General features: G+C 41.1%; 16 protein-coding genes and 1 pseudogene. 12 read left to right on the top strand and 5 right to left on the bottom strand.

The features are described from left to right. Positions 1–67: 67 nt before the first annotated feature. A complete protein-coding gene (gene ygfZ / locus N6A79_RS08480; RefSeq protein WP_268545600.1) occupies positions 68–964 on the bottom strand; it encodes a CAF17-like 4Fe-4S cluster assembly/insertion protein YgfZ in 897 nt (298 codons plus the stop codon). A gap of 65 nt (positions 965–1,029) precedes the next feature. On the opposite strand from ygfZ, the gene N6A79_RS08475 reads away from it, so the two are divergent. The 6 genes from N6A79_RS08475 (at position 1,030) to fabF (ending at position 9,402) form a co-directional block, all read left to right on the top strand. Continuing rightward, entirely contained in the window at positions 1,030–2,364 is a 1,335-nt protein-coding gene (locus N6A79_RS08475; RefSeq protein ID WP_268545599.1) for a dihydroorotase, read from the top strand. A gap of 272 nt (positions 2,365–2,636) precedes the next feature. Continuing rightward, positions 2,637–5,309: an alanine--tRNA ligase gene (gene alaS, locus N6A79_RS08470; RefSeq protein ID WP_268545598.1), complete on the top strand. Its 2,673-nt coding sequence runs from the start codon at positions 2,637–2,639 to the stop codon at positions 5,307–5,309. 99 nt (positions 5,310–5,408) lie between these two features. Further along, entirely contained in the window at positions 5,409–6,353 is a 945-nt protein-coding gene (gene fabD, locus N6A79_RS08465; protein WP_268545597.1) for an ACP S-malonyltransferase, read from the top strand. 115 nt (positions 6,354–6,468) lie between these two features. Next, on the top strand, positions 6,469–7,206 hold the full coding sequence (fabG, locus tag N6A79_RS08460) for a 3-oxoacyl-[acyl-carrier-protein] reductase (RefSeq protein WP_262097602.1): 738 nt from the start codon (positions 6,469–6,471) through the stop codon (positions 7,204–7,206). Between the two features lie 474 nt (positions 7,207–7,680). Then, a complete protein-coding gene (locus tag N6A79_RS08455) occupies positions 7,681–7,917 on the top strand; it encodes an acyl carrier protein (RefSeq protein ID WP_182417206.1) in 237 nt (78 codons plus the stop codon). 222 nt (positions 7,918–8,139) lie between these two features. Continuing rightward, entirely contained in the window at positions 8,140–9,402 is a 1,263-nt protein-coding gene (fabF, locus tag N6A79_RS08450; protein WP_268547568.1) for a beta-ketoacyl-ACP synthase II, read from the top strand. Between the two features lie 177 nt (positions 9,403–9,579). On the opposite strand, the gene N6A79_RS08445 is transcribed toward fabF, so the two are convergent. Beyond that, positions 9,580–10,257 carry a DUF421 domain-containing protein gene (locus N6A79_RS08445; protein ID WP_268545596.1) on the bottom strand — a complete coding sequence of 226 codons (678 nt, stop codon included), beginning with the start codon at positions 10,255–10,257 and terminating at the stop codon, positions 9,580–9,582. 73 nt (positions 10,258–10,330) lie between these two features. Next, entirely contained in the window at positions 10,331–10,891 is a 561-nt protein-coding gene (locus tag N6A79_RS08440) for a TIGR00730 family Rossman fold protein (RefSeq protein WP_268545595.1), read from the bottom strand. 452 nt (positions 10,892–11,343) lie between these two features. Here N6A79_RS08440 and N6A79_RS08435 point away from each other — a divergent pair, with 452 nt between their 5' ends. The 6 genes and pseudogenes from N6A79_RS08435 to N6A79_RS08410 form a co-directional block, all read left to right on the top strand. Next, positions 11,344–12,222, top strand: a complete 879-nt coding sequence (locus N6A79_RS08435) for a LysM peptidoglycan-binding domain-containing protein (RefSeq protein WP_262078178.1) — start codon at positions 11,344–11,346, stop codon at positions 12,220–12,222. A 36-nt stretch (positions 12,223–12,258) separates the two neighbouring features. Further along, a complete protein-coding gene (locus tag N6A79_RS08430) occupies positions 12,259–14,166 on the top strand; it encodes an ABCB family ABC transporter ATP-binding protein/permease (RefSeq protein ID WP_268545594.1) in 1,908 nt (635 codons plus the stop codon). A gap of 294 nt (positions 14,167–14,460) precedes the next feature. Continuing rightward, on the top strand, positions 14,461–15,159 hold the full coding sequence (locus N6A79_RS08425) for a phosphatidylserine decarboxylase (RefSeq protein WP_268545593.1): 699 nt from the start codon (positions 14,461–14,463) through the stop codon (positions 15,157–15,159). 4 nt (positions 15,160–15,163) lie between these two features. Next, a complete protein-coding gene (gene pssA / locus N6A79_RS08420) occupies positions 15,164–16,003 on the top strand; it encodes a CDP-diacylglycerol--serine O-phosphatidyltransferase (RefSeq protein WP_268545592.1) in 840 nt (279 codons plus the stop codon). 91 nt (positions 16,004–16,094) lie between these two features. Further along, positions 16,095–18,818, top strand: a complete 2,724-nt coding sequence (locus N6A79_RS08415) for a valine--tRNA ligase (RefSeq protein WP_268545591.1) — start codon at positions 16,095–16,097, stop codon at positions 18,816–18,818. A 522-nt stretch (positions 18,819–19,340) separates the two neighbouring features. Then, positions 19,341–19,463, top strand: a pseudogene (locus N6A79_RS08410) (IS1595 family transposase); the annotation flags it as partial. Positions 19,464–19,541: 78 nt separating this feature from the next. Here N6A79_RS08410 and N6A79_RS08405 read toward each other — a convergent pair. Next, entirely contained in the window at positions 19,542–20,156 is a 615-nt protein-coding gene (locus N6A79_RS08405; RefSeq protein ID WP_268545590.1) for a hypothetical protein, read from the bottom strand. A 398-nt stretch (positions 20,157–20,554) separates the two neighbouring features. Next, positions 20,555–21,151 (bottom strand): superoxide dismutase, encoded by a 597-nt coding sequence (locus N6A79_RS08400; RefSeq protein WP_262078172.1) that lies wholly within the window; start codon positions 21,149–21,151, stop codon positions 20,555–20,557. Between the last annotated feature and the right edge of the window lie 26 nt (positions 21,152–21,177).

Here is a 21,177-nt window from a genome sequence, read left to right as displayed (position 1 = left end):
ATATTTTAATATTTAATCCGCTTTCTTTGTTTTTTTGGTCAACTTATCGTTTTTGTCGCTTTGTCTTTTAGTCACCTTTGTCGAGATTTTCTGGAAAAGTAAAATTCACCATTGATGGAATTTCAAGGGTAAGTTCAATGTCATTGGCGGTTAGGGGGATCGCTTTATCTATTGCTTGTTTAACGCGGTCAATGCGCACCATAGCTAAGCCATCAACACCATTAACGCTGCCAATTGCACCAACTGGTTTGCCATCGGCTTCAATGCTTGTACCCGATTGGGGTAGGGGGGAGCTACTTTTGGCAATTAAGATACGCCGCCGCGCGGTTTTGCGATGATGCATGCGAGACACCACTTCTTGTCCAATATAGCAACCCTTTTTAAAGGAAACTCCGCTAAGCTGGTCAAGGTTTGCATCATGGGGGAAGGCATCATTAAGTTGATAATCCTTGCCGCTTTCTGCCACAGCATTTGCTATTCTTAAGGATATATAGTTTTCTATATTCTTATCAAAGCATTGCTCATTATTGTTAAGTTTATAGTTGCGGATTATGTTTTGGTTTAACAAGAATCTTTTATCGTTAAAAAACAGTAAATTATTTTCTTTTTTTAATTCTTTAACTAAACTATCATTGTTTTCTTGGTCAAATATTTCAACAATGTATTGATTTTCTTGAGTTAAATTGACTTTTGATCGTAATTTATACATTGATAGGCGTTTGATAAATTGCGGTGCAATTTCACTATCAATGTCAATAAAAAACGATTCGCCTTTTTTACCGATTAGAAAATCAAAGGCAATTTTTCCTTGTGGTGTTAATAAAGCGCCAGGCAGCATTGTATCATTTTCAAGCTTTTCAACATCAGTGGTGATGAGGTTATGCAAGAAATGTTGGCTATCCTCGCCATCAATTTTTATCAATATACGATCACAAACTGTTGCTAGTGGATGATTCTCTGTCATAATCCTTGCCTTTCCTTTATTAAATACGTAATTCGGGTAAGGCCAACCTGCAAGGAGCAAACGTGATGTCCCGCACATTTGATAGAATTTTCAAAAATGCAACTGTTGTAAACCATGATGGCATTGCCATTCGTGATATTGGTGTCATCGGTAGCAAGATAGCGCAAATAGGTTCCTTGTCGGAAAATAGTGCTGATGAAGTGATTGATTGCACAGGCTTGCATATTTTACCCGGTGTCATTGATAGTCAGGTGCATTTTCGCGAGCCAGGGCTTGAGCATAAGGAGGACTTAGAAACAGGATCTCGCTCAGCAGTGCTTGGCGGTGTGACAGCTGTTTTTGAGATGCCAAATACCAAGCCGTTAACGACTACGGAAGCTGCCCTTGCTGATAAGGTAAAAAGGGCAACAAATCGCATGCATTGTGATTTTGCTTTTTGGGTAGGCGGCACGCGCGAAAACGCCCATGAGGTAGCAGAATTAGAACGTTTGCCCGGTGCGGCTGGTATTAAGGTTTTTATGGGCTCTTCTACCGGTGATCTCTTGGTCGATGATGATGAGGGGGTGCGTTCTATTTTAAAAAATACGCGCCGTCGTGCGGCCTTCCATTCAGAAGATGAAGCCCGGCTTAATGCGCGTAAGGATTTGCGCGTTGAGGGTGATCCATCTTCTCATCCTATTTGGCGTGATGAGATTGCAGCCTTGCAATGCACACAACGTTTGGTGCGTATTGCCCATGAGACTGGAGCACGTATTCATGTGTTGCATATTTCCACCGCAGAAGAGATTGATTTTTTGCAAGACCATAAAGATGTTGCAACCTTAGAGGTGACGCCGCACCATTTGACTTTATCGGCTGATGATTATGCAAGGCTTGGTACGCTTATTCAGATGAACCCACCAGTGCGTGAAAAGCGCCATCGTGAAAAATTATGGTATGGCTTACAACAAAGCATTATTGACGTGATTGGTTCTGATCATGCACCGCATTTGTTGGAAGAAAAGAATAAACCTTATCCACAGTCACCATCGGGTATGACCGGTGTGCAAACCATTATGCCATTGATGCTTGATCATGTGAATAAGGGGCGTTTGTCGCTAGAACGTCTTGTTGATATGACATCGCATGGGCCAGCGCGTATTTTTGGCATTTCTCAAAAGGGGCGTATTGCCGTTGGTTATGATTGTGATTTAACGATTGTGGATTTAAAACGCAAGGAAACCATTCGCAATGAACAAGTTGGTTCACGCGCTGGCTGGACACCTTATGATGGTGAGCAGGTAACTGGTTGGCCAGTCGGTACGGTTATTCGTGGTAATCGTGTTATGTGGGAGGGCGAAATTGTAGCGCCGTCTCTTGGGCAGACTGTGCGCTTTGTTGAAGCTCTTCCCAAGCTTTAGGGGCTTGATAGCTCAAGTGGTGGGGGATTTATTAAAAAAGGCAGCTCATGGCTGCCTTTTGATTGTTAGCTGTAGTTTTTAGGTCAAATGACGTGTGATTTTATGTGTTATACCAAAAGAAAGGCGTATTTTTTATGCTTTTTCGCTGTCATTTGGTTGAAAAATATAAAAAATATAACTTAGCTCTTTTATATTATGGCATTATTGTTATAAACCGAACAATTATATGTGCCCGATTATGATGGGAAAGTGCGTAACAGCAAGGTGGATTTATGAATAGCGTTAATGAGATAAGATCAACATTTTTGGATTTTTTTCATCGCAATGGGCATGAGATAGTTTCATCTAGCCCATTGGTGCCGCGTAATGATCCAACATTGATGTTTACCAATGCCGGTATGGTGCAGTTTAAAAATGTTTTTACCGGCCTTGAGACGCGCCCCTATAATCGTGCGACAACAGCACAAAAATGTGTTCGCGCTGGTGGTAAACATAATGATCTTGATAATGTTGGTTATACCGCTCGCCATCATACATTTTTTGAAATGCTAGGCAATTTTTCCTTTGGTGATTATTTCAAAGAAGAAGCCATTAGCTTTGCATGGAATTTGCTAACCAAAGAATTTGGTTTGGCAAAAGATAAATTATTGGTAACCGTTTATCACACCGATGAGGATGCTGCCAATTTTTGGAAGAAAATTGCTGGCCTTACCGATGATCGGATTATTCGCATTGCCACCAATGATAATTTTTGGGCAATGGGTGATACAGGGCCTTGCGGTCCTTGTTCGGAAATTTTCTACGATCATGGCGATAAGATCTGGGGCGGCCCTCCTGGTAGCGCAGATGAAGATGGCGACCGCTTTATCGAGATTTGGAATCTTGTGTTCATGCAGTATGAGCAAGTAAGCCTTGATGAACGCAAGGATTTGCCGCGCCCATCTATTGATACAGGCATGGGGCTTGAACGTGTTGCTGCTGTATTGCAAGGCGTGCATGATAATTATGACATTGATCTTTTCCGCACATTAATTAGAGCTTCAGAAGAAGCTACCGGCGTTAAAGCTGCAGGCGAATTCACCGCAAGTCACCGCGTTATTGCCGATCATTTGCGCTCATCCGCATTTTTGATTGCTGATGGTGTATTGCCATCAAATGAAGGGCGTGGTTATGTTCTTCGCCGCATCATGCGCCGCGCTATGCGCCATGCGCAATTATTAGGTTCTAAAGATCCGTTATTGTTTAAGCTATTGCCAGTGCTAACGCGTGAAATGGGGCAGGCCTATCCTGAATTGTTGCGAGCTGAATCCTTAATATCAGAAACCTTGAAACTGGAAGAAACGCGTTTTCGTAAAACCTTGGAACGTGGCCTTGGCTTGTTAAATGAGGCAAGTGCTGATTTAACTGCTGGCGGTAAGCTTGATGGTGAGGTTGCATTCAAACTATATGATACTTATGGTTTCCCGCTCGATTTAACTCAAGATGCACTGCGCCGCCGTGATATCTCGGTTGATACGGATGGTTTTGATACCGCAATGGCGCGTCAAAAAGCAGAAGCCCGTGCCCATTGGTCTGGTTCTGGAGAAGCTGCAACTGAAACCGTTTGGTTTGCAGTACGCGATAAGGTTGGTTCAACCGAGTTTTTGGGTTATGATACTGAAAAGCTTGAAGCAGTTATTACCGCCTTGGTTAAAGATGGTGTCATGGTTGATAGTGTCGCTAGCGGCGATGAATGTCAGTTGGTCGTCAATCAAACTTCGTTCTATGGCGAATCAGGTGGTCAGGTTGGTGATAGCGGTACAATCATTGGCGATGATTTTATCTTTGATGTCACTGATACCCAGAAAAAAGGCGAGGGCGTCTTTGTTCATATTGGTAAAGTGCGCAGTGGTACAATTAAAGTTGGTGAAGCGGCTGAATTAACTGTAGATCATCAGCGTCGCAGTAAAATTCGGGCTAACCATTCGGCAACCCACTTATTGCATGAAGCTTTGCGTCAGGTTCTTGGTACCCATGTTGCGCAAAAAGGCTCGCTAGTATCGCCAGATCGTTTGCGTTTTGACTTTTCTCATCCAAAGCCAATTTCACGTGAAGAACTTGATGAGATTGAAGATATTGCTAATCGTATTGTCTTGCAAAATGCGGCAGTCACAACACGGCTTATGGCGGTTGATGATGCTATTGCTGAAGGTGCGATGGCACTATTTGGTGAAAAATACGGTGAAGAGGTACGTGTTGTCTCCATGGGTGAAGCCGAAGCTGGCAATGGCGTTCGTAATCGCCCTTGGTCGATTGAGCTTTGTGGTGGTACGCATGTACGCCGCACCGGCGATATAGGTCTTATTCGCATATTGTCTGAAAGTGCTGTTGCTGCGGGTGTGCGTCGTCTTGAAGCACTGACTGCTGATGGTGCTCGTCAATATCTTAAAAATCAAGATGAGCGTTTGCATGATCTTGCAGGATTGATGAAAACTGGTGTTAATGATGTGGTTGAGCGCGTTCGCTTGCTGAGCGAAGAACGCCGCAAACTTGAAAAAGAATTAAGTGATGCGCGTCGCCAATTGGCGCTTGGCGGTGGCTCTAATAATGGTGGTGATGAACCGCTTGAAAAGGTTAATGGCATTGGTTTTATGGGGCGTGTTGTCACTGGCGTTTCACCGCGTGATTTAAAGCCGCTTGCTGATAGTGGTAAGGGGCAAATTGGTTCTGGCGTTGTGGTGTTTATCGGCAAAGGCGAAGATGGTAAAGCCAGCATTGTTATTGGTGTAACCGATGATTTAACCGATAAATTAAGTGCAGTTGATCTTGTGCGCGTGGCAACCGAAGTGCTTGGTGGTAAAGGTGGCGGTGGCCGTCCCGATATGGCACAGGCTGGTGGTCCAGACGCTGATAAGGCTGATGATGCCATTGCTGCAGTTAAAGAGCTCATCGCTAAAAAAGTTTAATTAGCTTTAGCTACCCTAATTTATGGGGGTAGCTAATTATATTGTTTGCTATACGATTAGCAAAAAATAAGTATAATATTAATAAAGAGGCAAATCCTTATGGCAATTGCATTTACATTTCCAGGGCAAGGCAGCCAGTCTGTAGGCATGGGTAAGGCATTAGCAGAACAGTTTTCTGTTGCTAGACAAGTTTTTGAAGAAGTTGATGAAGCTTTGGGCGAAAAGCTATCAAGTACCATGTTTGAAGGCCCCGAAGATGTTTTAACTTTAACCGCTAATGCTCAGCCTGCTTTAATGGCTGTTTCTATGGCTATTATTAAAGTAATGCAGTCGCTTGGATTAAATTTGCCTCAAAAAGTGCAATATGTTGCAGGTCACTCTTTGGGCGAATATTCCGCCCTTTGTGCCGCTGGCATGTTTTCTTTAGCTGATACGGCGCGGCTCTTGCGTATTCGTGGTAATGCTATGCAAAAAGCGGTTCCAGTTGGTCAAGGTGGTATGGCGGCAATTATCGGGCTTGAAGCAAGTGATGTAAATGCAATCTGCGCTGAAGCGTCAAGTCTTGGTGCTTGCCAGATAGCCAATGATAATGGCGGCGGCCAATTAGTAATTTCGGGTGTTTTGGCAGCCGTTGAAAAAGCCGCAAGCTTGGCAAGTGAAAAAGGCGCAAAGCGGGCGCTTATGTTACCTGTATCCGCGCCTTTCCATTCAGTACTTATGCAGCCTGCCGGCGATGCTATGGCTGAAGCTTTAGCTGAAGTACAAAAACACCAACCGGTTATTGCTTTGGTTGCCAATGTTACGGCAGAACCTGTGCGCGATGAAAAATTGATTGCCGATTTATTGGTTGCCCAAGTCACGGGCCAAGTACGTTGGCGTGAAACTATTGAGTGGTTTGGCAATAATGATGTTGATACCCTTTATGAAGTGGGTACCGGCAAAGTGCTAACTGGGCTTGCCCGACGCATTAATAAGGATATTACTGGCCGTCCAGTAAATACGGGTGCAGAAATCGAAGAAGCACTTAAAGAATTAGGTGTTTAGTTTTAAAATTCCTTTTGACAGAGGCTCATTCTAAAGTAATGGCTTCTTGATATTGCCATTATGATTTCTAAATTCATGATGATAGAGACTTGAAAATGATCAGTGAGGATCAAATATGTTTGAACTTAATGGGCGCAAGGCGCTTGTAACCGGCGCAACTGGCGGTATTGGTGAAGCTATTGCGCGTAATTTACATGCGCAGGGTGCGATTGTTGGTCTTCATGGCACACGCAAAGAAAAATTGGATGAATTAGCAGCTGAGCTTGGTGAACGCGTTTTTGTCTTTCCTGCCAATTTATCCGATCGTGAAGCAGTAAAAGCACTTGGTGCGCGTGTTGAAGAAGAAATGGGCGGCGTTGATATTCTCGTCAATAATGCTGGCATTACACGTGATGGCCTTTTTGTTCGCATGAGTGATGAAGATTGGGATGCCGTTCTTGCCGTTAATCTTACCGCAGTGTTTAACTTGACCAAAGAGTTAACCCATCCAATGATGCGCCGTCGCTTTGGCCGTATTATCAATATTACATCAGTTGTTGGGGTTACTGGTAATCCTGGCCAAGCCAATTATTGCGCTACCAAGGCCGGTATCATTGGTTTTTCAAAATCATTGGCGCAAGAAATTGCTAGCCGTAACGTAACCGTTAACTGCATTGCTCCTGGTTTTATTGAATCAGCCATGACCGATAAGCTTAATGATAAGCAAAAAGATGCAATCATGAGCGCTATTCCTATGAAGCGTATGGGATCAGCCCAAGAAGTGGCAAAAGCTGCAGTTTATCTTGCTAGTGATGAAGCAAGCTATGTAACGGGGCAAACCATTCATGTTAATGGTGGTATGGCAATGATCTGATAAGTGATTTTAACATGGTAATTTGCATTGATGATTTAAAAGTCGTTGCAAAAGTGCCGTTGAATCACTTTTTTATGATTTTATTTATAATGTTTCTAGAGCGAAAAATGGTTGGCTTTCTAGAAATAATTGTGAAAAAAATAAAAAATGGGCGTTTATATGTGCTATTTGCATGGTAAATGCTTTAAACTATTGATGATGGCGATTGAATTTTTTTAATAATTGGTCTATCGCATCTATTTAGATAACCAGAGGTCGATCATTTTTTTGGTGATCTATCTTTTCGATCAAAATAATTTGCTTTTTAACTCGGTAAATGATTTTGATTATTTCTAGCAGCAGTTATCTGCTGTTTATCCCAATAGGGATATCCACAGGGTGCAGAAAATAGCAAAATGCTGATTTGCACCTATTAGCTTTATTTGAATACCCCAAGCCATTCAAGGCTGGGACAACTGAGGTCGAGGTTCCGACATGAGTGATACAGCAGAACGCGTAAAAAAGATTGTTGAAGAACATCTTGGAGTAGAAGCTGACAAGGTAACAGAAGGCGCAAGCTTCATTGATGATCTCGGTGCAGACAGCCTTGATACAGTCGAGCTTGTTATGGCATTTGAAGAAGAGTTCGGCGTTGAAATTCCTGATGATGCAGCAGAAACCATCCTAACCGTTGGTGATGCAGTTAAGTTCATCGACAAGGCTTTGGCGTAATTTTCGTCATAAATAGCATTTTGCTGTTTTGATAAATTTAGAAAAAAAGCGCCTTTTAAAAGGTGCTTTTCTTTCATTTATAGTGTGTTAATTCGTTGCTATAAAGGCGAATGAATACAAAAATGAATACCCAAAATAAATACCAAATGCTCAATAGTCTGAGAATTTGTGATTTAAATTGAAAAAAATTCTAATTAAAGAATGTTAGATCAGGATGTGATGATGAGGCGTGTTGTCATTACCGGCCTAGGGCTGGTTTCTCCGCTTGCCGGCAATGTAGAGCATAGTTGGACGAGATTGTTAAATGGGGATAGTGGCGCCCGTCGTGTCAGCGAATTTGAGGTCGATGATCTGCCATGTCAGATTGCTTGCCGTATTCCTTTAGGTGATGGCACAAACGGCACATATAATCCTGACTTATATATGGAACAAAAGGAACAACGTAAGGTTGATCCATTTATTGTTTATGCGGTATCGGCCGCAACCGAAGCGCTAGAAGATGCTAATTGGCATCCAGAAAGCGATGAGGATCAAATTGCAACCGGCGTAATGATTGGTGCAGGTATTGGCGGCGTTGAAGGCATAGTCGAAGCGGGTTATACACTTCGCGATCGCGGTCCAAGACGTATTTCCCCATTTTTTATTCCAGGGCGTATCATTAATCTCGCGTCCGGTTATGTTTCTATCAAGCATAAATTACGTGGGCCAAATCATTCAGTCGTAACCGCTTGTTCAACCGGCTCTCATGCTATTGGTGATGCTGCTCGTTTGATTGCGCTAGGGGATGCTGATGTTATGGTAGCGGGTGGTACAGAATCGCCAGTTAATCGCATCTCGCTTGCTGGTTTTGCTGCCTGTAAGGCGCTATCAACTAGCTATAATAATGATCCAACCCGTGCGTCCCGCCCTTATGATAAGGATCGTGATGGTTTTGTAATGGGTGAGGGGTCGGCTATTCTCGTTCTTGAAGAACTAGAGCACGCCCAAAAACGTGGTGCCAAAATTTATGCTGAAGTGGTAGGTTATGGTTTGAGCGGCGATGCTCATCATATTACTGCACCAAGCGAAACAGGCGAGGGTGCAGAACGCTGCATGCGTTCGGCGATTAAACGTGCAGGTATTAAGCCATCCGATATCGATTATATTAATGCTCATGGTACTTCAACTATGGCAGATACAATTGAGCTTGCAGCTGTTGAGCGCGTTATGGGCGATGCTGCTGATAAAGTGTCAATGTCATCAACCAAATCGTCTATTGGCCACTTGCTAGGTGCTGCTGGTGCTGCTGAAGCTATTTTCTGTACTTTGGCTATTCGTGATAATATTGCACCGCCAACATTAAATCTTGATAACCCATCGGTTGAAACCAAAATCGATCTTGTGCCGCATAAGGCAAGAGAACGTAAAATTGATACAGTTCTTACCAACTCTTTTGGTTTTGGTGGTACTAATGCGTCATTGGTTATCCGGCGTTTTAAAGATTAATTTTTGAGATTTTTTGCCTTTTAAAAGCGTCCTTTTGGGCGCTTTTTTTATTGTTTGATAGGTTTTTAACTTTCTCATTAATGTAATTGTTGATATTTTGAGATTTAACCTAAATAATTTTTGTCTTAATGAGATTCAAGTCATCTCAGTTTAGTAAATTGTAATTCTTTGAGGAATTTAGGCACTATCTTTGGGTATAGGAACAATAAATAAACCATTCCTTTCTCTGCCTGTGGGTGTTTTTTCCTCAAACCATTCAGCCAGATAAATATTTTCAAGATCGACTTTTTGTTTTTTGACTTGGTCTTGGACCCATTGTTCAGTTTTATGAGCAAGCTCAAGATTATCTTTGATGATTTCACCATTTTTAATTAAAATAACGGATACGCGATCTTCTTCTTTTTTGATAACCGATAATGAGCCATTCGATTCAAAATTGGCAAAAGCAACCTCATGGGGTGCTGCACCTTTAATGCGCAGCATAGTTACAAAATCATTTACATCTAAGCCGATGCGTTTGAAATTTTTAATTTGGTATTTGCCATCAATAACTAGCGGTAAATCACCACCTGCAACAATATCGCGAATAAGCGGGAAATGTTTACGAGAATAATTAACTAAAATCACCAATGCTTCCCAAATAAACAAAACTCCTAAAAAATGCAGAATTCCAGTCGCAGGATTGTAAATAACGCCACCTATAATGCCACCCATAACAAAGTTGCTTACAAGGTCAATCGGTGTCATTTGGCTAAGGCTGCCACGCCCAGTTGTGCGCAATACCAACAAAAATACCGCAAGCCCGACAATTAATTTCAAAGTAACATCGGAATAGTTTGCAAAGTAATCGTGCATGACGCGTCTCTTTTTAATTTTCTAATTCACAAATATTATTTAGAGCCGCGCCATTAATTTAAAAGGCGGCAATTTAAGAAATATTATTTATTAATGGAATAATATCGTCAACATTATTTATAAAAAGCGGTTTAACTTTACTGGCGCTATGAAAGAACCCTTCGTCGGCCATGTGGCGCAAAAGGTCTGCTAAGGGGTTCCAGTAATCATTAATATTGGCAAAAACCATTGGCTTATTATGATGCCCCAATTGCGCCCATGTCATCATTTCAATTATTTCTTCCAAAGTGCCTATGCCACCTGGAAAGGTAACAAAAGCATCCGCCTTTTCAAACATTAATGTTTTGCGCCGATGCATAGTATCAACAATGATTAACTCATCAAGGTCTATGACTGCGGCATCGGGTGCCTCTTTGCTTAATAAAAACTCTGGAATAATACCAATGACATTGCCACCATGAGCTTTTACACTTTGGGCAACAGCCCCCATTATGCCACGACTACCACCGCCATAAACAAGACCAATATTCGCTTTAGCTAAGGCTTCGCCAAAAATTTCAGCAGCTTTGATATAGATAGGATTTTCGCCCGCGCTAGAACCACAATAAACACAAATATAATCAATTTTTGGCATGTTTTATTCCTTTTCCGGATTAAGTGATATTAGTTTTGCTTTATTCTATAGTCTGCTTTTTTAACGCTAAAATTTACCTCAATGATTGAAGTGATCTAAACTTAAACCAAGAGCATAGCTTCATTAAAATTAAATGTCTTTCATTTATAATAAGGTCTGGCCTTTATAATAAGGATATTTTCTTAGATTTTCAAATGCCGCAAAATCGACTGTATTTTATTAGCTTTTGAGTTTTTACCAATAAACGATAGTAATCCTCAATTTATTCGAGCATTTTTCTTGAAGCGGGTGCCTTCAAGGTATATTTGTGCTATTTTGGATAATGCTTCAAATCGAAGCGTTTAAATAATAGCTATCAAGAGAACCCTTTGCAAATATTAGATGTTAAATTTTTCGCTAGAGCTTTTATAATATCGCTACTAAGCTTTTTGTTATCAGTATCTGCTAGGCACATGCATTTTGCTGTTGCCCAACCTATCGTTGCATTTCCAACATTGGTTACAGCACCAGTTTTTGGTTCTTTCTTGGTTGATGCGCGTGGTAGGATTATTATTGCTGGTAAAGCTGATCCTTTGAGTGAGATTGATCTAGTATGTGGTGCCAAATTATTAGGGCAGTCGAGAGCTGAGGAAAAAGGTAATTTTGAAATTGGCCTTATAAAAAAACCAGGAACCGGCGAATACCGCTGTGTTTTGCGTTCAACTGATAAAAATGGTCAATCTGCAACGTCCACTCAAACTTTAATTCTTACGATCAATAATGATCGCAACGCTCCGATAACCGCCATTATTGATGAACCAAATGGCACACAGAGAATTGTCTATCCGTTAAGTAATGTATCTGGTGATGACGGCGCTTCAGAGCAGGTTGGCTTTTTGGTTGAATATATTGCTTACGAAAATGGGCACTTTATCGTCTGTGGTCATGCGCCGGCAAATCGGCGGGTTGCAATCCATAATCTTGATCTTATATTAGGTTCTGAGTTTATTAAAGAAACGGGCCGTTTTTGTATCGAGCGCACCAACAGGCTTGCAGAAGGTGATTATGCTTTAAAGGCGCAATTATTAGATGAAAAGGGGCAAATATTTGCAAATGTTACTTTGCCTTTTACAATCTCCAATTTAAATAAAAGTAATGAACAATATTATATTGCCAATAAGCCGGTTGAAACCGTGGTTGTTCGCCCAGGTGAAACGCTTTCCCAGATCGCACAACGCCTCTATGGTGATTATAATTTTGCTGATAAAATATATCAATTGAATCGACATGTGTTGGAAAATCCCCACAATGTTCAAGCCGGGCAAAGATTAGCATTGCCATCAAAGCAATAAACCAATTTTGCACATGTATTAGAAAAAGATTTGAAAATGAGTGATAGTTCGGCCGGAAAAAATAACGGCAGTAAGACGGTTTCGGCTGATTCTGGCGCAACTTTTAAAACGCTTTATAATCTTTGGCCTTATATGTGGCCATCAGATCAGCCGAAGTTAAAACGCCGGGTTTTATGGGCATTGTTTTATCTTGTAGCCTCAAAACTTGTGCTTATTTTGGTGCCATATTTTTTCAAATATGCAACCGAAGCCTTAGGTGGCAGCTTTGTTGCGCCTAACTGGGTGATGCCAGCACTTGTTACGCCATTAATGTTGGTTGCTGCTTATAATGTTGCCCGCATCATTCAAGCAGGTTTAAATCAATTGCGTGATGCGCTTTTTGCCGCCGTTGGTCAGCATGCGGTGCGTAAACTTGCCTATCAAACCTTTATTCATATGCATCAATTATCACTGCGCTTTCATTTGGAGCGGCGCACAGGTGGGTTATCTCGGGTTATTGAGCGTGGCACTAAAGGGATTGAAGCGATTGTACGCTTTACCATTTTAAATACTGCACCAACTTTACTTGAATTTGCGCTAACAGCCTTTGTTTTATGGATTTCCTGTGGTTTTGAATATGTTGTTGTCGTTGTTGTGACGGTGGTTGCCTATACGTGGTTTACCATCAAAGCCAGCGATTGGCGCATTGCTATTCGAAGACAAATGAATGATTCAGACACCGAAGCTAATACTCGTGCTATCGATTCATTGTTGAATTTTGAAACGGTGAAATATTTTGGCAATGAGGATATGGAAGCAAAGCGCTTTGATGCATCGATGGAGCGCTATGAAATAGCCGCCGTCAAGACGTGGATTTCACTTGGCTGGCTTAATTTTGGTCAAGCGTTAATTTTTGGTGCTGGCTTAATGATGATGATGGTGCTTTCGGTACGTGAAATTGCCAATGGTACCCAAACGATTGGTGATTTCGTTTTCATTAATACGCTCATGATCCAGCTTTCCATTCCAATGAATTTTATTGGCTTTATTTATCGAGAAGTGCGCCAAGGCCTAACCGATATTGAGCAGATGTTTGATCTTTTAGATGTTCCGCAAGAAATTACTGACAAAGCGGATGCAAAGCCCTTGACGGTTGAGGGGGGAACAATTCGTTTTGATGAGGTCAAATTTGCCTATGATGAAGATAGAGCCATTTTAAAAGGTATAAGCTTTGAAGTGCCAAGCGGCAAAACAGTGGCAATTGTTGGGCCATCGGGGGCCGGTAAATCTACTATTTCGCGGCTTTTATTTCGGTTTTATGATGTTCAATCTGGTTCCGTTACCATTGATGGACAAGATGTCCGCAATGTAACTCAGCAAAGTCTTCGCCATGCTATTGGAATGGTGCCGCAAGATACAGTGCTTTTTAATGACACTATTGCCTATAATATTCGCTATGGTCGGCCCGACGCAAGTTTTGAAGAAGTGAAGCGAGCGGCAGAACTTGCCCAAATTTCAGATTTTATCGAAAATTTGCCGCAAGGCTATAATGCTATGGTTGGGGAGCGCGGTTTGAAATTATCGGGCGGCGAAAAACAGCGTATCGCTATTGCTCGTACGATTTTAAAAGCGCCGCCGATTCTCATTCTAGATGAAGCAACCTCCGCGCTTGATACGGCAACCGAACAGGATATTCAGCAAGCGCTTGAATTGGTGAGCAAGAATCGTACAACCCTTGTGATCGCCCACCGCCTATCGACAATTATTGATGCCGATGAAATATTGGTTTTAAAAAGTGGCAAAATTGTTGAGCGCGGCAGACATCAAGAGCTTCTTGATGAAAATGGCCTTTATGCATCAATGTGGAAACGCCAACGAGAGGCAACTGAGGTTGAGCAAAAATTGCGTGAAATGCGTGAAAATGATGATCTCGGCGTAATTGATCGTGGCGAACCTGCCTTATAGGTTGATCTTATCGACGCAGCTTTTTTAAAAGGTTATGCAATCTAATATTGTGAAAAGGTCATTTCAGTAACTTGAATTGGCCTTTTTGCTTTTGATTGTTTCATTTAGGCAAAAAATACTGTTTATTACCAAAAAAATGTGCATTTTACCTTATGTAGACCGCACAAAACCAACATAAATCATTTATCTTTTTGCGCATGCTTTCATAGTCTGCTAATTGAAAGATAATTATAATATTGGATCTGGTTTTAAGATTGCTTAATCCGCCAGATTTTAAAGAAGACAGGATTATCAATGAGTATCATGCGTTCCATAGGCAATAATTTTGTGCCTATTCATAAAGAAGGCTATCCATTTATTGCGGTGTTTTTTGTGGTTTCACTGCTCCTTGGTTGGGCATGGGCTCCACTTTTTTGGGTAGGTTTGGTACTGACAATTTGGTGTATTTATTTCTTTCGCGATCCAGAGCGTTTTACGCCAGTTGCTGAGGGATTAGTTGTTAGCCCAGCAGATGGTAAAATTTCTTTTGTTGGTGAAATGATAGCGCCTAAAGAACTTAATCTTGGCGATGAACCAGTTATTCGTATTTCGGTGTTTATGAATGTATTTTCCTGCCATGTTAACCGTATTCCAATAGATGGAAAAATTAAATCGATGGTTTATCGTCCTGGTAAATTTGCTAATGCTGAACTTGATAAGGCGAGTGAAACCAATGAGCGCAATTGTGTTGTGCTTGAAACAAAGCACGGCGATATTGGTGTTGTGCAAGTGGCTGGCCTTGTAGCAAGGCGTATTGTGTGGTGGGTTCATGATGGTGCAGAGCTTGAAGCTGGTAAGCGTTTTGGTCTTATTCGTTTTGGATCGCGTCTTGATGTTTATTTGCCTAAAAATGCCAATATACGTGTTGGGGTTGGTCAAACGGCAGTTGCCGGTGAAACGGTTTTGGCAATGTTCGATAATGGCGAAAGCCTAACTGATTTTAGAATGGATTGACGACATGAAAAGTGCATCGCCATTTCCTCCTTTTGAACCAGATAATAATAGTGAAAGCGAACATCATAAGCGCCGAGCGCCGATTGCTCTGCGCTATCTTGTTCCCAATGTTATTACCGTTTTAGCCATTGTTGCGGGTTTAAGCAGCATTCGTATGGCGATTGAGCACCGTTTTGAAAGTGCAATCTTCATGATGCTTATTGCTGCGGTTCTTGATGGCATTGATGGTCGTATTGCGCGCTTGATGAACGGCTCTTCGCCTTTTGGTGAACAGATGGATTCGCTAGCTGATGCGATAAATTTTGGCGTTGCGCCGGCAATTATCTGTTATATCTATATTCTAGATCAAGCACGTAATTTTGGTTGGATGGCTGCGGTTGTCTATTGTGTTGCTTGTTGTTTACGCCTTGCCCGCTTCAATGTCGCATTGGAGCGTCACGATACGCCAGATTGGCAAAAGCACTATTTTGTAGGCATTCCAGCCCCTGCAGGTGGTTGCCTGTTGGTTTTACCCATTTATCTTGGGGCTTTTGATTTGCCGGTTAATCATGTCACAGGCGTTATTTTCAGCATTTACACCTTAGCTATTGCCTTTTTGATGGTATCAAAATTACCGGTTTATAATGGCAAATCTATCGGTAAAGGTGTGCGCCGTGATATTGTTGTGCCGCTTATGTTGGTGATCGTTGCCTATGTTGTTTTATTGGTGAGCTATACATGGCTTACACTTACTATATCGGCCTTTTTATATCTTATTTTTTTGCCGATCAGTGTTTTCACTTATCATCGCCAAGAACAAAAAGAAAAACTGCGCAATTTTGACAAAGATATTGCGCCGTCATAAGATATGAGCTGCAAATTTAATTAAAATGCAATGAGCAAATTGCTGGCCATATTGGCCGATGCTCAACTAGTAGAATCGAATCGGATAAAAAATGCTTGAAAAAAATTATGATTCACAAGCCATCGAGCCACGTATTGCTAAAGAGTGGGAAGATAAAGGTTCTTTTAAAGCAGGCGCAGGTTCAAAACCAGGTGCTGAAGCTTTTGCAATCGTTATTCCTCCGCCAAATGTTACTGGCTCGCTGCATATGGGCCATGCGCTCAATAATACCATTCAAGATATTTTGGTTCGTTTTGAAAGAATGCGCGGCAAAAATGTGCTTTGGCAACCAGGTATGGATCATGCTGGCATTGCAACCCAAATGGTGGTGGAGCGCCAATTGGCAGAGCGCAAGGAGCCAGGCCGCAGAGATATGGGGCGGACAAAATTTGTCGAGCGCATTTGGCAATGGCGGCATGAATCAGGTGGCATGATTGCCAATCAATTACGCCGTCTTGGTGCATCTTGTGACTGGTCGCGTGAACGCTTTACAATGGATGAGGGGCTTTCAAAAGCGGTATTAGAAGTTTTTGTAACTTTGCATCGCCAAGGTCTTATTTATAAAGATAAGCGTCTTGTTAATTGGGATCCAAAGCTTAATACTGCCATTTCGGATCTTGAGGTGGAGCCGCGTGAGGTTAATGGTAATTTATGGCATTTTCGCTATCCACTTGAAGGCAAGACCTTTAATGTTGAAGATGAAACAAGCTTTATCGTGGTTGCAACCACTCGTCCAGAAACTATGCTTGGCGATAGTGGTATTGCGGTTAATCCTGAAGACCCACGCTATAAGGCTTTAATTGGTACATATGCGATTTTGCCGTTTGTTGGTCGTAAGTTAAAAATTGTTGGCGATGATTATGCAGACCCAGAGGCAGGTTCTGGCGCGGTGAAAATTACCCCTGCCCATGATTTTAACGATTTTGAAGTTGGTAAGCGCAATAATTTACGTGCTATTAACATCATGACGCCAGACGCTAAAATTACCTTGCGCGGTAATGAAGGTTTTATGGAAGGATTGCAGCAGGTTGATACGCTTAATCAGCTTTTAGATCAGCTTGACGGCATGGATCGTTTTGCCGCGCGCAAGCTTATTATTGAGATGATGGATGAAGCTGGTTATCTTGCCAAGATTGAACCGCATCTTCATAAGGTTCCCCATGGGGACCGTGGCGGCGTGCCGATTGAACCTTTATTGACCGACCAATGGTATGTTAATGCAGGAGAATTGGCAAAGCCTGCTATTGAAGCCGTTCGCAGTGGTCGCACCGCAATTATTCCAGCTAATTGGGATAAAACCTATTATCATTGGATGGAAAATATTGAGCCATGGTGCATTTCACGCCAATTATGGTGGGGGCATCAAATTCCAGCTTGGTATGGTCCTGATGGTCATATTTTTGTAGAAAAAAGCGAAGCAGAAGCGCTTGAAGCCGCCCAAAAACATTATGGAGAAGTGGTTGAGTTAAAGCGCGATGAAGATGTACTCGATACATGGTTTTCATCCGCACTTTGGCCTTTTTCCACCATGGGTTGGCCGGAAAAGACTGCAGAGCTTGCGACCTATTATCCAACCAGTGTGGTGGTTACTGGTTTTGATATTTTGTTCTTTTGGATTGCTCGTATGATGATGATGGGCATTCATTTCATGGATGAAGTGCCTTTTGATACCATTTATATGCATGCGTTGGTGCGTGATAAAGATGGTGCTAAAATGTCTAAGGCTAAAGGTAATGTAATTAATCCTTTGGAACTGATGGATGAATATGGAGCAGATGCTTTGCGCTTTACCTTGGCTATTATGGCCGCGCAGGGCAGGGATGTTAAGCTTGACCCGACCCGTATTGCTGGTTATCGCAATTTTGCTACCAAATTGTGGAACGCAACACGCTTTGCTGAAATGAATGGTGCAGCTCATGACCACAATTTTAAGCCAGAAAATGTTAACCTATCGCTTAATCGCTGGATTTTGACAGAATTGAGCCGCACAGTTGGCGAAGTGACTAGCGGTATTGAAAGCTACCGCTTTAATGACGCAGCAGCAAGCTTATATCGTTTTGTCTGGAATTTCTTCTGTGATTGGTATTTGGAGCTTATTAAGCCAGTATTTCTCGGCGATGATGAAATGCAAAAGCAAGAAACACGAGCTTGCGTTGCTTGGTGCTTGGATGAGATTTATAAGCTGTTGCACCCATTTATGCCATTTATCACGGAAGAATTATGGGCCCATACCGCAGGTGAGGGGCAAAGCCGCGATGCTATGCTGGTTGTGACCGAGTGGCCAAGCATTGATTATCAGGACAAAGAAGCTGCTGATGATATTAATTGGTTGATTGATGTTGTATCCGGTATTCGCTCGCTAAGGGTAGAAATGAATGTTTCTGCCGGTGCTATGGCACCCTTGGTTGTGCTTGAAGCCGATCAGCTGACTAAAGATCGGTTAGAGCGTCATGAAGTCGCTTTAAAACGCCTTGCCCGTTTGGAAAGCATCACCCTTGCCAATGTTGCACCAGAGCAAGCAGCGCAAACAGTGCTCGGCGGCGTTACGTTTTCGCTCCCGCTTGGCAGCTTGATTGATTTTGATGCCGAGCGTGCCCGCCTTAATAAAAGTATTGGTAAAATCGATATTGAGATTGGCAAACTATCTTCAAAACTCAATAATGAAAAATTTGTTGCCAATGCGCGTCCTGATGTGGTGGAAGCCGAGCGCGCTCGTTTGGAAGAATGTTCGCAAGAGCGTGAAAAGCTTGAAAAGGCACTTGCTCGTTTAGGGTAAATCAAAGTTTGAATATAATAAAAGCGTTTCCAGCGATAGGCTAGAAACGCTTTTATATTCTAACCTTTTAAAACACATCATATGCCTAAAAAGGTTTTACAGAAAAATCAAATTATTCTTGTGTATCTACAGTTAGCCAACTCATTCGTATTTTTTCAGAATTATATACTTGTTGATTGATAGGATTGATTTTTACATTATCCATTCGAAAATTTATCGCGTAGCGTTCAATATTGGGGAAGTGTGATTTTAGATCAACCAGAAGGCAATGATTGGCATTCAATGCTAGGACTGAGGTGCTATAAATTTCCCCACCAGTAAAATTTCTGTCGTCGTCAAGATGTAGATATTTTAATGATTTCCATTCCAAAAATTTGAAAAGAGTTAGCATAGATAGCTAAAAAAAGCTATTGGTGTCAAATGGATAAGTCACGTGGCAAAGTCGTCTTTTGCAAATAAAACAAGACGAACCGATTGAAGTATTTCTTTGAGGTTCAACGGCCCGTTCTGCCGCCGTTTTAGCAGCGGCATATGCGTCGCTTTAATGGCATCCCAAAAGGGCACTTTCACCTCTATTTAAAGGAGTGTGATTGGCGTTTTAACTATCATTCGACACAGAACTTGATTAAAGTATTGTCAAGTTAGATGAAATAATTATACTTAAGCCTTATCTATGCCAGCCACTAATAAAAACAGCTGCTGTAACCTAATAAATTATAAAGCTTACGCTGTATGTTTTCTAGCGTTTTTCCATGTTCGTCTTTCTAAAACTTTGATACTAGAAAAATCAACCCAATGCAGTGGGTTCGAATATGAGATAAAATACTCCAAATTAGGCATATATGGTGCTTCCAATTTTCTAAACTGTATTAGATCCATTGCATTAACGCATAATTTTTCTAATAATAAAAGTACATTATCAATGTTACGGTATGGATTATCTCTATCCTTAATATAAAATGTAATAATATCATATTTTTTATTATGGTAAGACTCACCAGCAACGTGATTGCACCAATCAAATTTTATTTCAAACCGTTTACAATAGGTCGCTTTCTTCGCAATAAATGCAACAGATGAAATATTTTTAAGTAGTTCATCTTCTTCCAAAACTTCTTGAATTATATTTGAATAATCTGTTCTATGAGAATTGATTGCAATTTCTTTATTCGAAGAAGATGAATCGTAAAATATACTATTATTATTAAAAAAATCTGAATTATATAATATTTTAAGGTCACCAATTTCAAAAAAGTTTAAAATACTATTTACATAGAAATAAAATTTTTTAAATGTAAAATCTTCCTTTATATATCCTTGATACGTAAAAGCGAACATAATTACCCTGATCCCATTATATGTAAGTATGAAAGTTAATTAGTATTTGAATTTAGGGGCTATACCAAATAATTGACTCACGTAATGTTTAACCCATTGTGTGATTTACGTTAATTATGCTTGAGGCGATGGGTTTCTAAAACGCCACTCACTGTTCTTTTAAATTATCCAAAATTTTGTTTTGGTATACCATTGAAATTTATATCAATCATCGCCTTTAGGTTAAATTTTCTTATTTTATGTTAGTTATATTGTCCTGGTAAATATAGATAATCTGAAACGGTTCTTGTAGATTATTGATGTACTTTAAATTATTGTCAATAAAATAAAAAATCCAGATTATTCTTGTAATAATCTGGATTTAAAAATATCAAGATATTAAACTTAAGCGAGTTGTTTTATGCTTTTTCGTAAAGCTCAAGCACGAAATCCCAATTGATGAGATTGTCGATAAATGCTTCAAGATATTTAGGACGAGCATTGCGGTAATCGATATAATAGGAATGTTCCCAAACATCGACACCAAGAATTGGTGTTGCACCATGCACGAGTGGGTTTTCACCATTTGGTGTTTTCATGATTTCAAGCTTGCCATCTTTAACAGCAACCCAAGCCCAACCAGAGCCGAATTGACCGACGCCTGCGGCAATAAAATCGGCGCGGAATTTATCAAAACCGCCTAAATCGCTTTCAATTGCTTTTGCTAGCTTTTCTGGCAATTTATTGCCGCCGCCATTTTTTTTCATCCATTGCCAGAACAATGTGTGGTTATAATGCTGGCCGGCATTATTGAATAATGGTTGGTTTTTGCCATAGCTACCTTTAACCACTTCTTCAAGGCTTTTACCTTCAAGGCCAGAATCCTTAATAAGGTTGTTACCTGCTGTGACATAAGCAAGATGATGCTTGTCGTGGTGATATTCTAAAGTCTCACGTGACATATATGGCCCTAATGCATCATAGGCATATGGAAGCTCGGGTAATTCAAAAGCCATCTCATCTATCTCCTTAAATGATTTTA

Origin of the sequence: Bartonella sp. HY761 (assembly GCF_026743145.1) — a bacterium.
GTDB lineage: Bacteria > Pseudomonadota > Alphaproteobacteria > Rhizobiales > Rhizobiaceae > HY038.
This window is presented reverse-complemented; position numbering and strand designations above follow the sequence as displayed.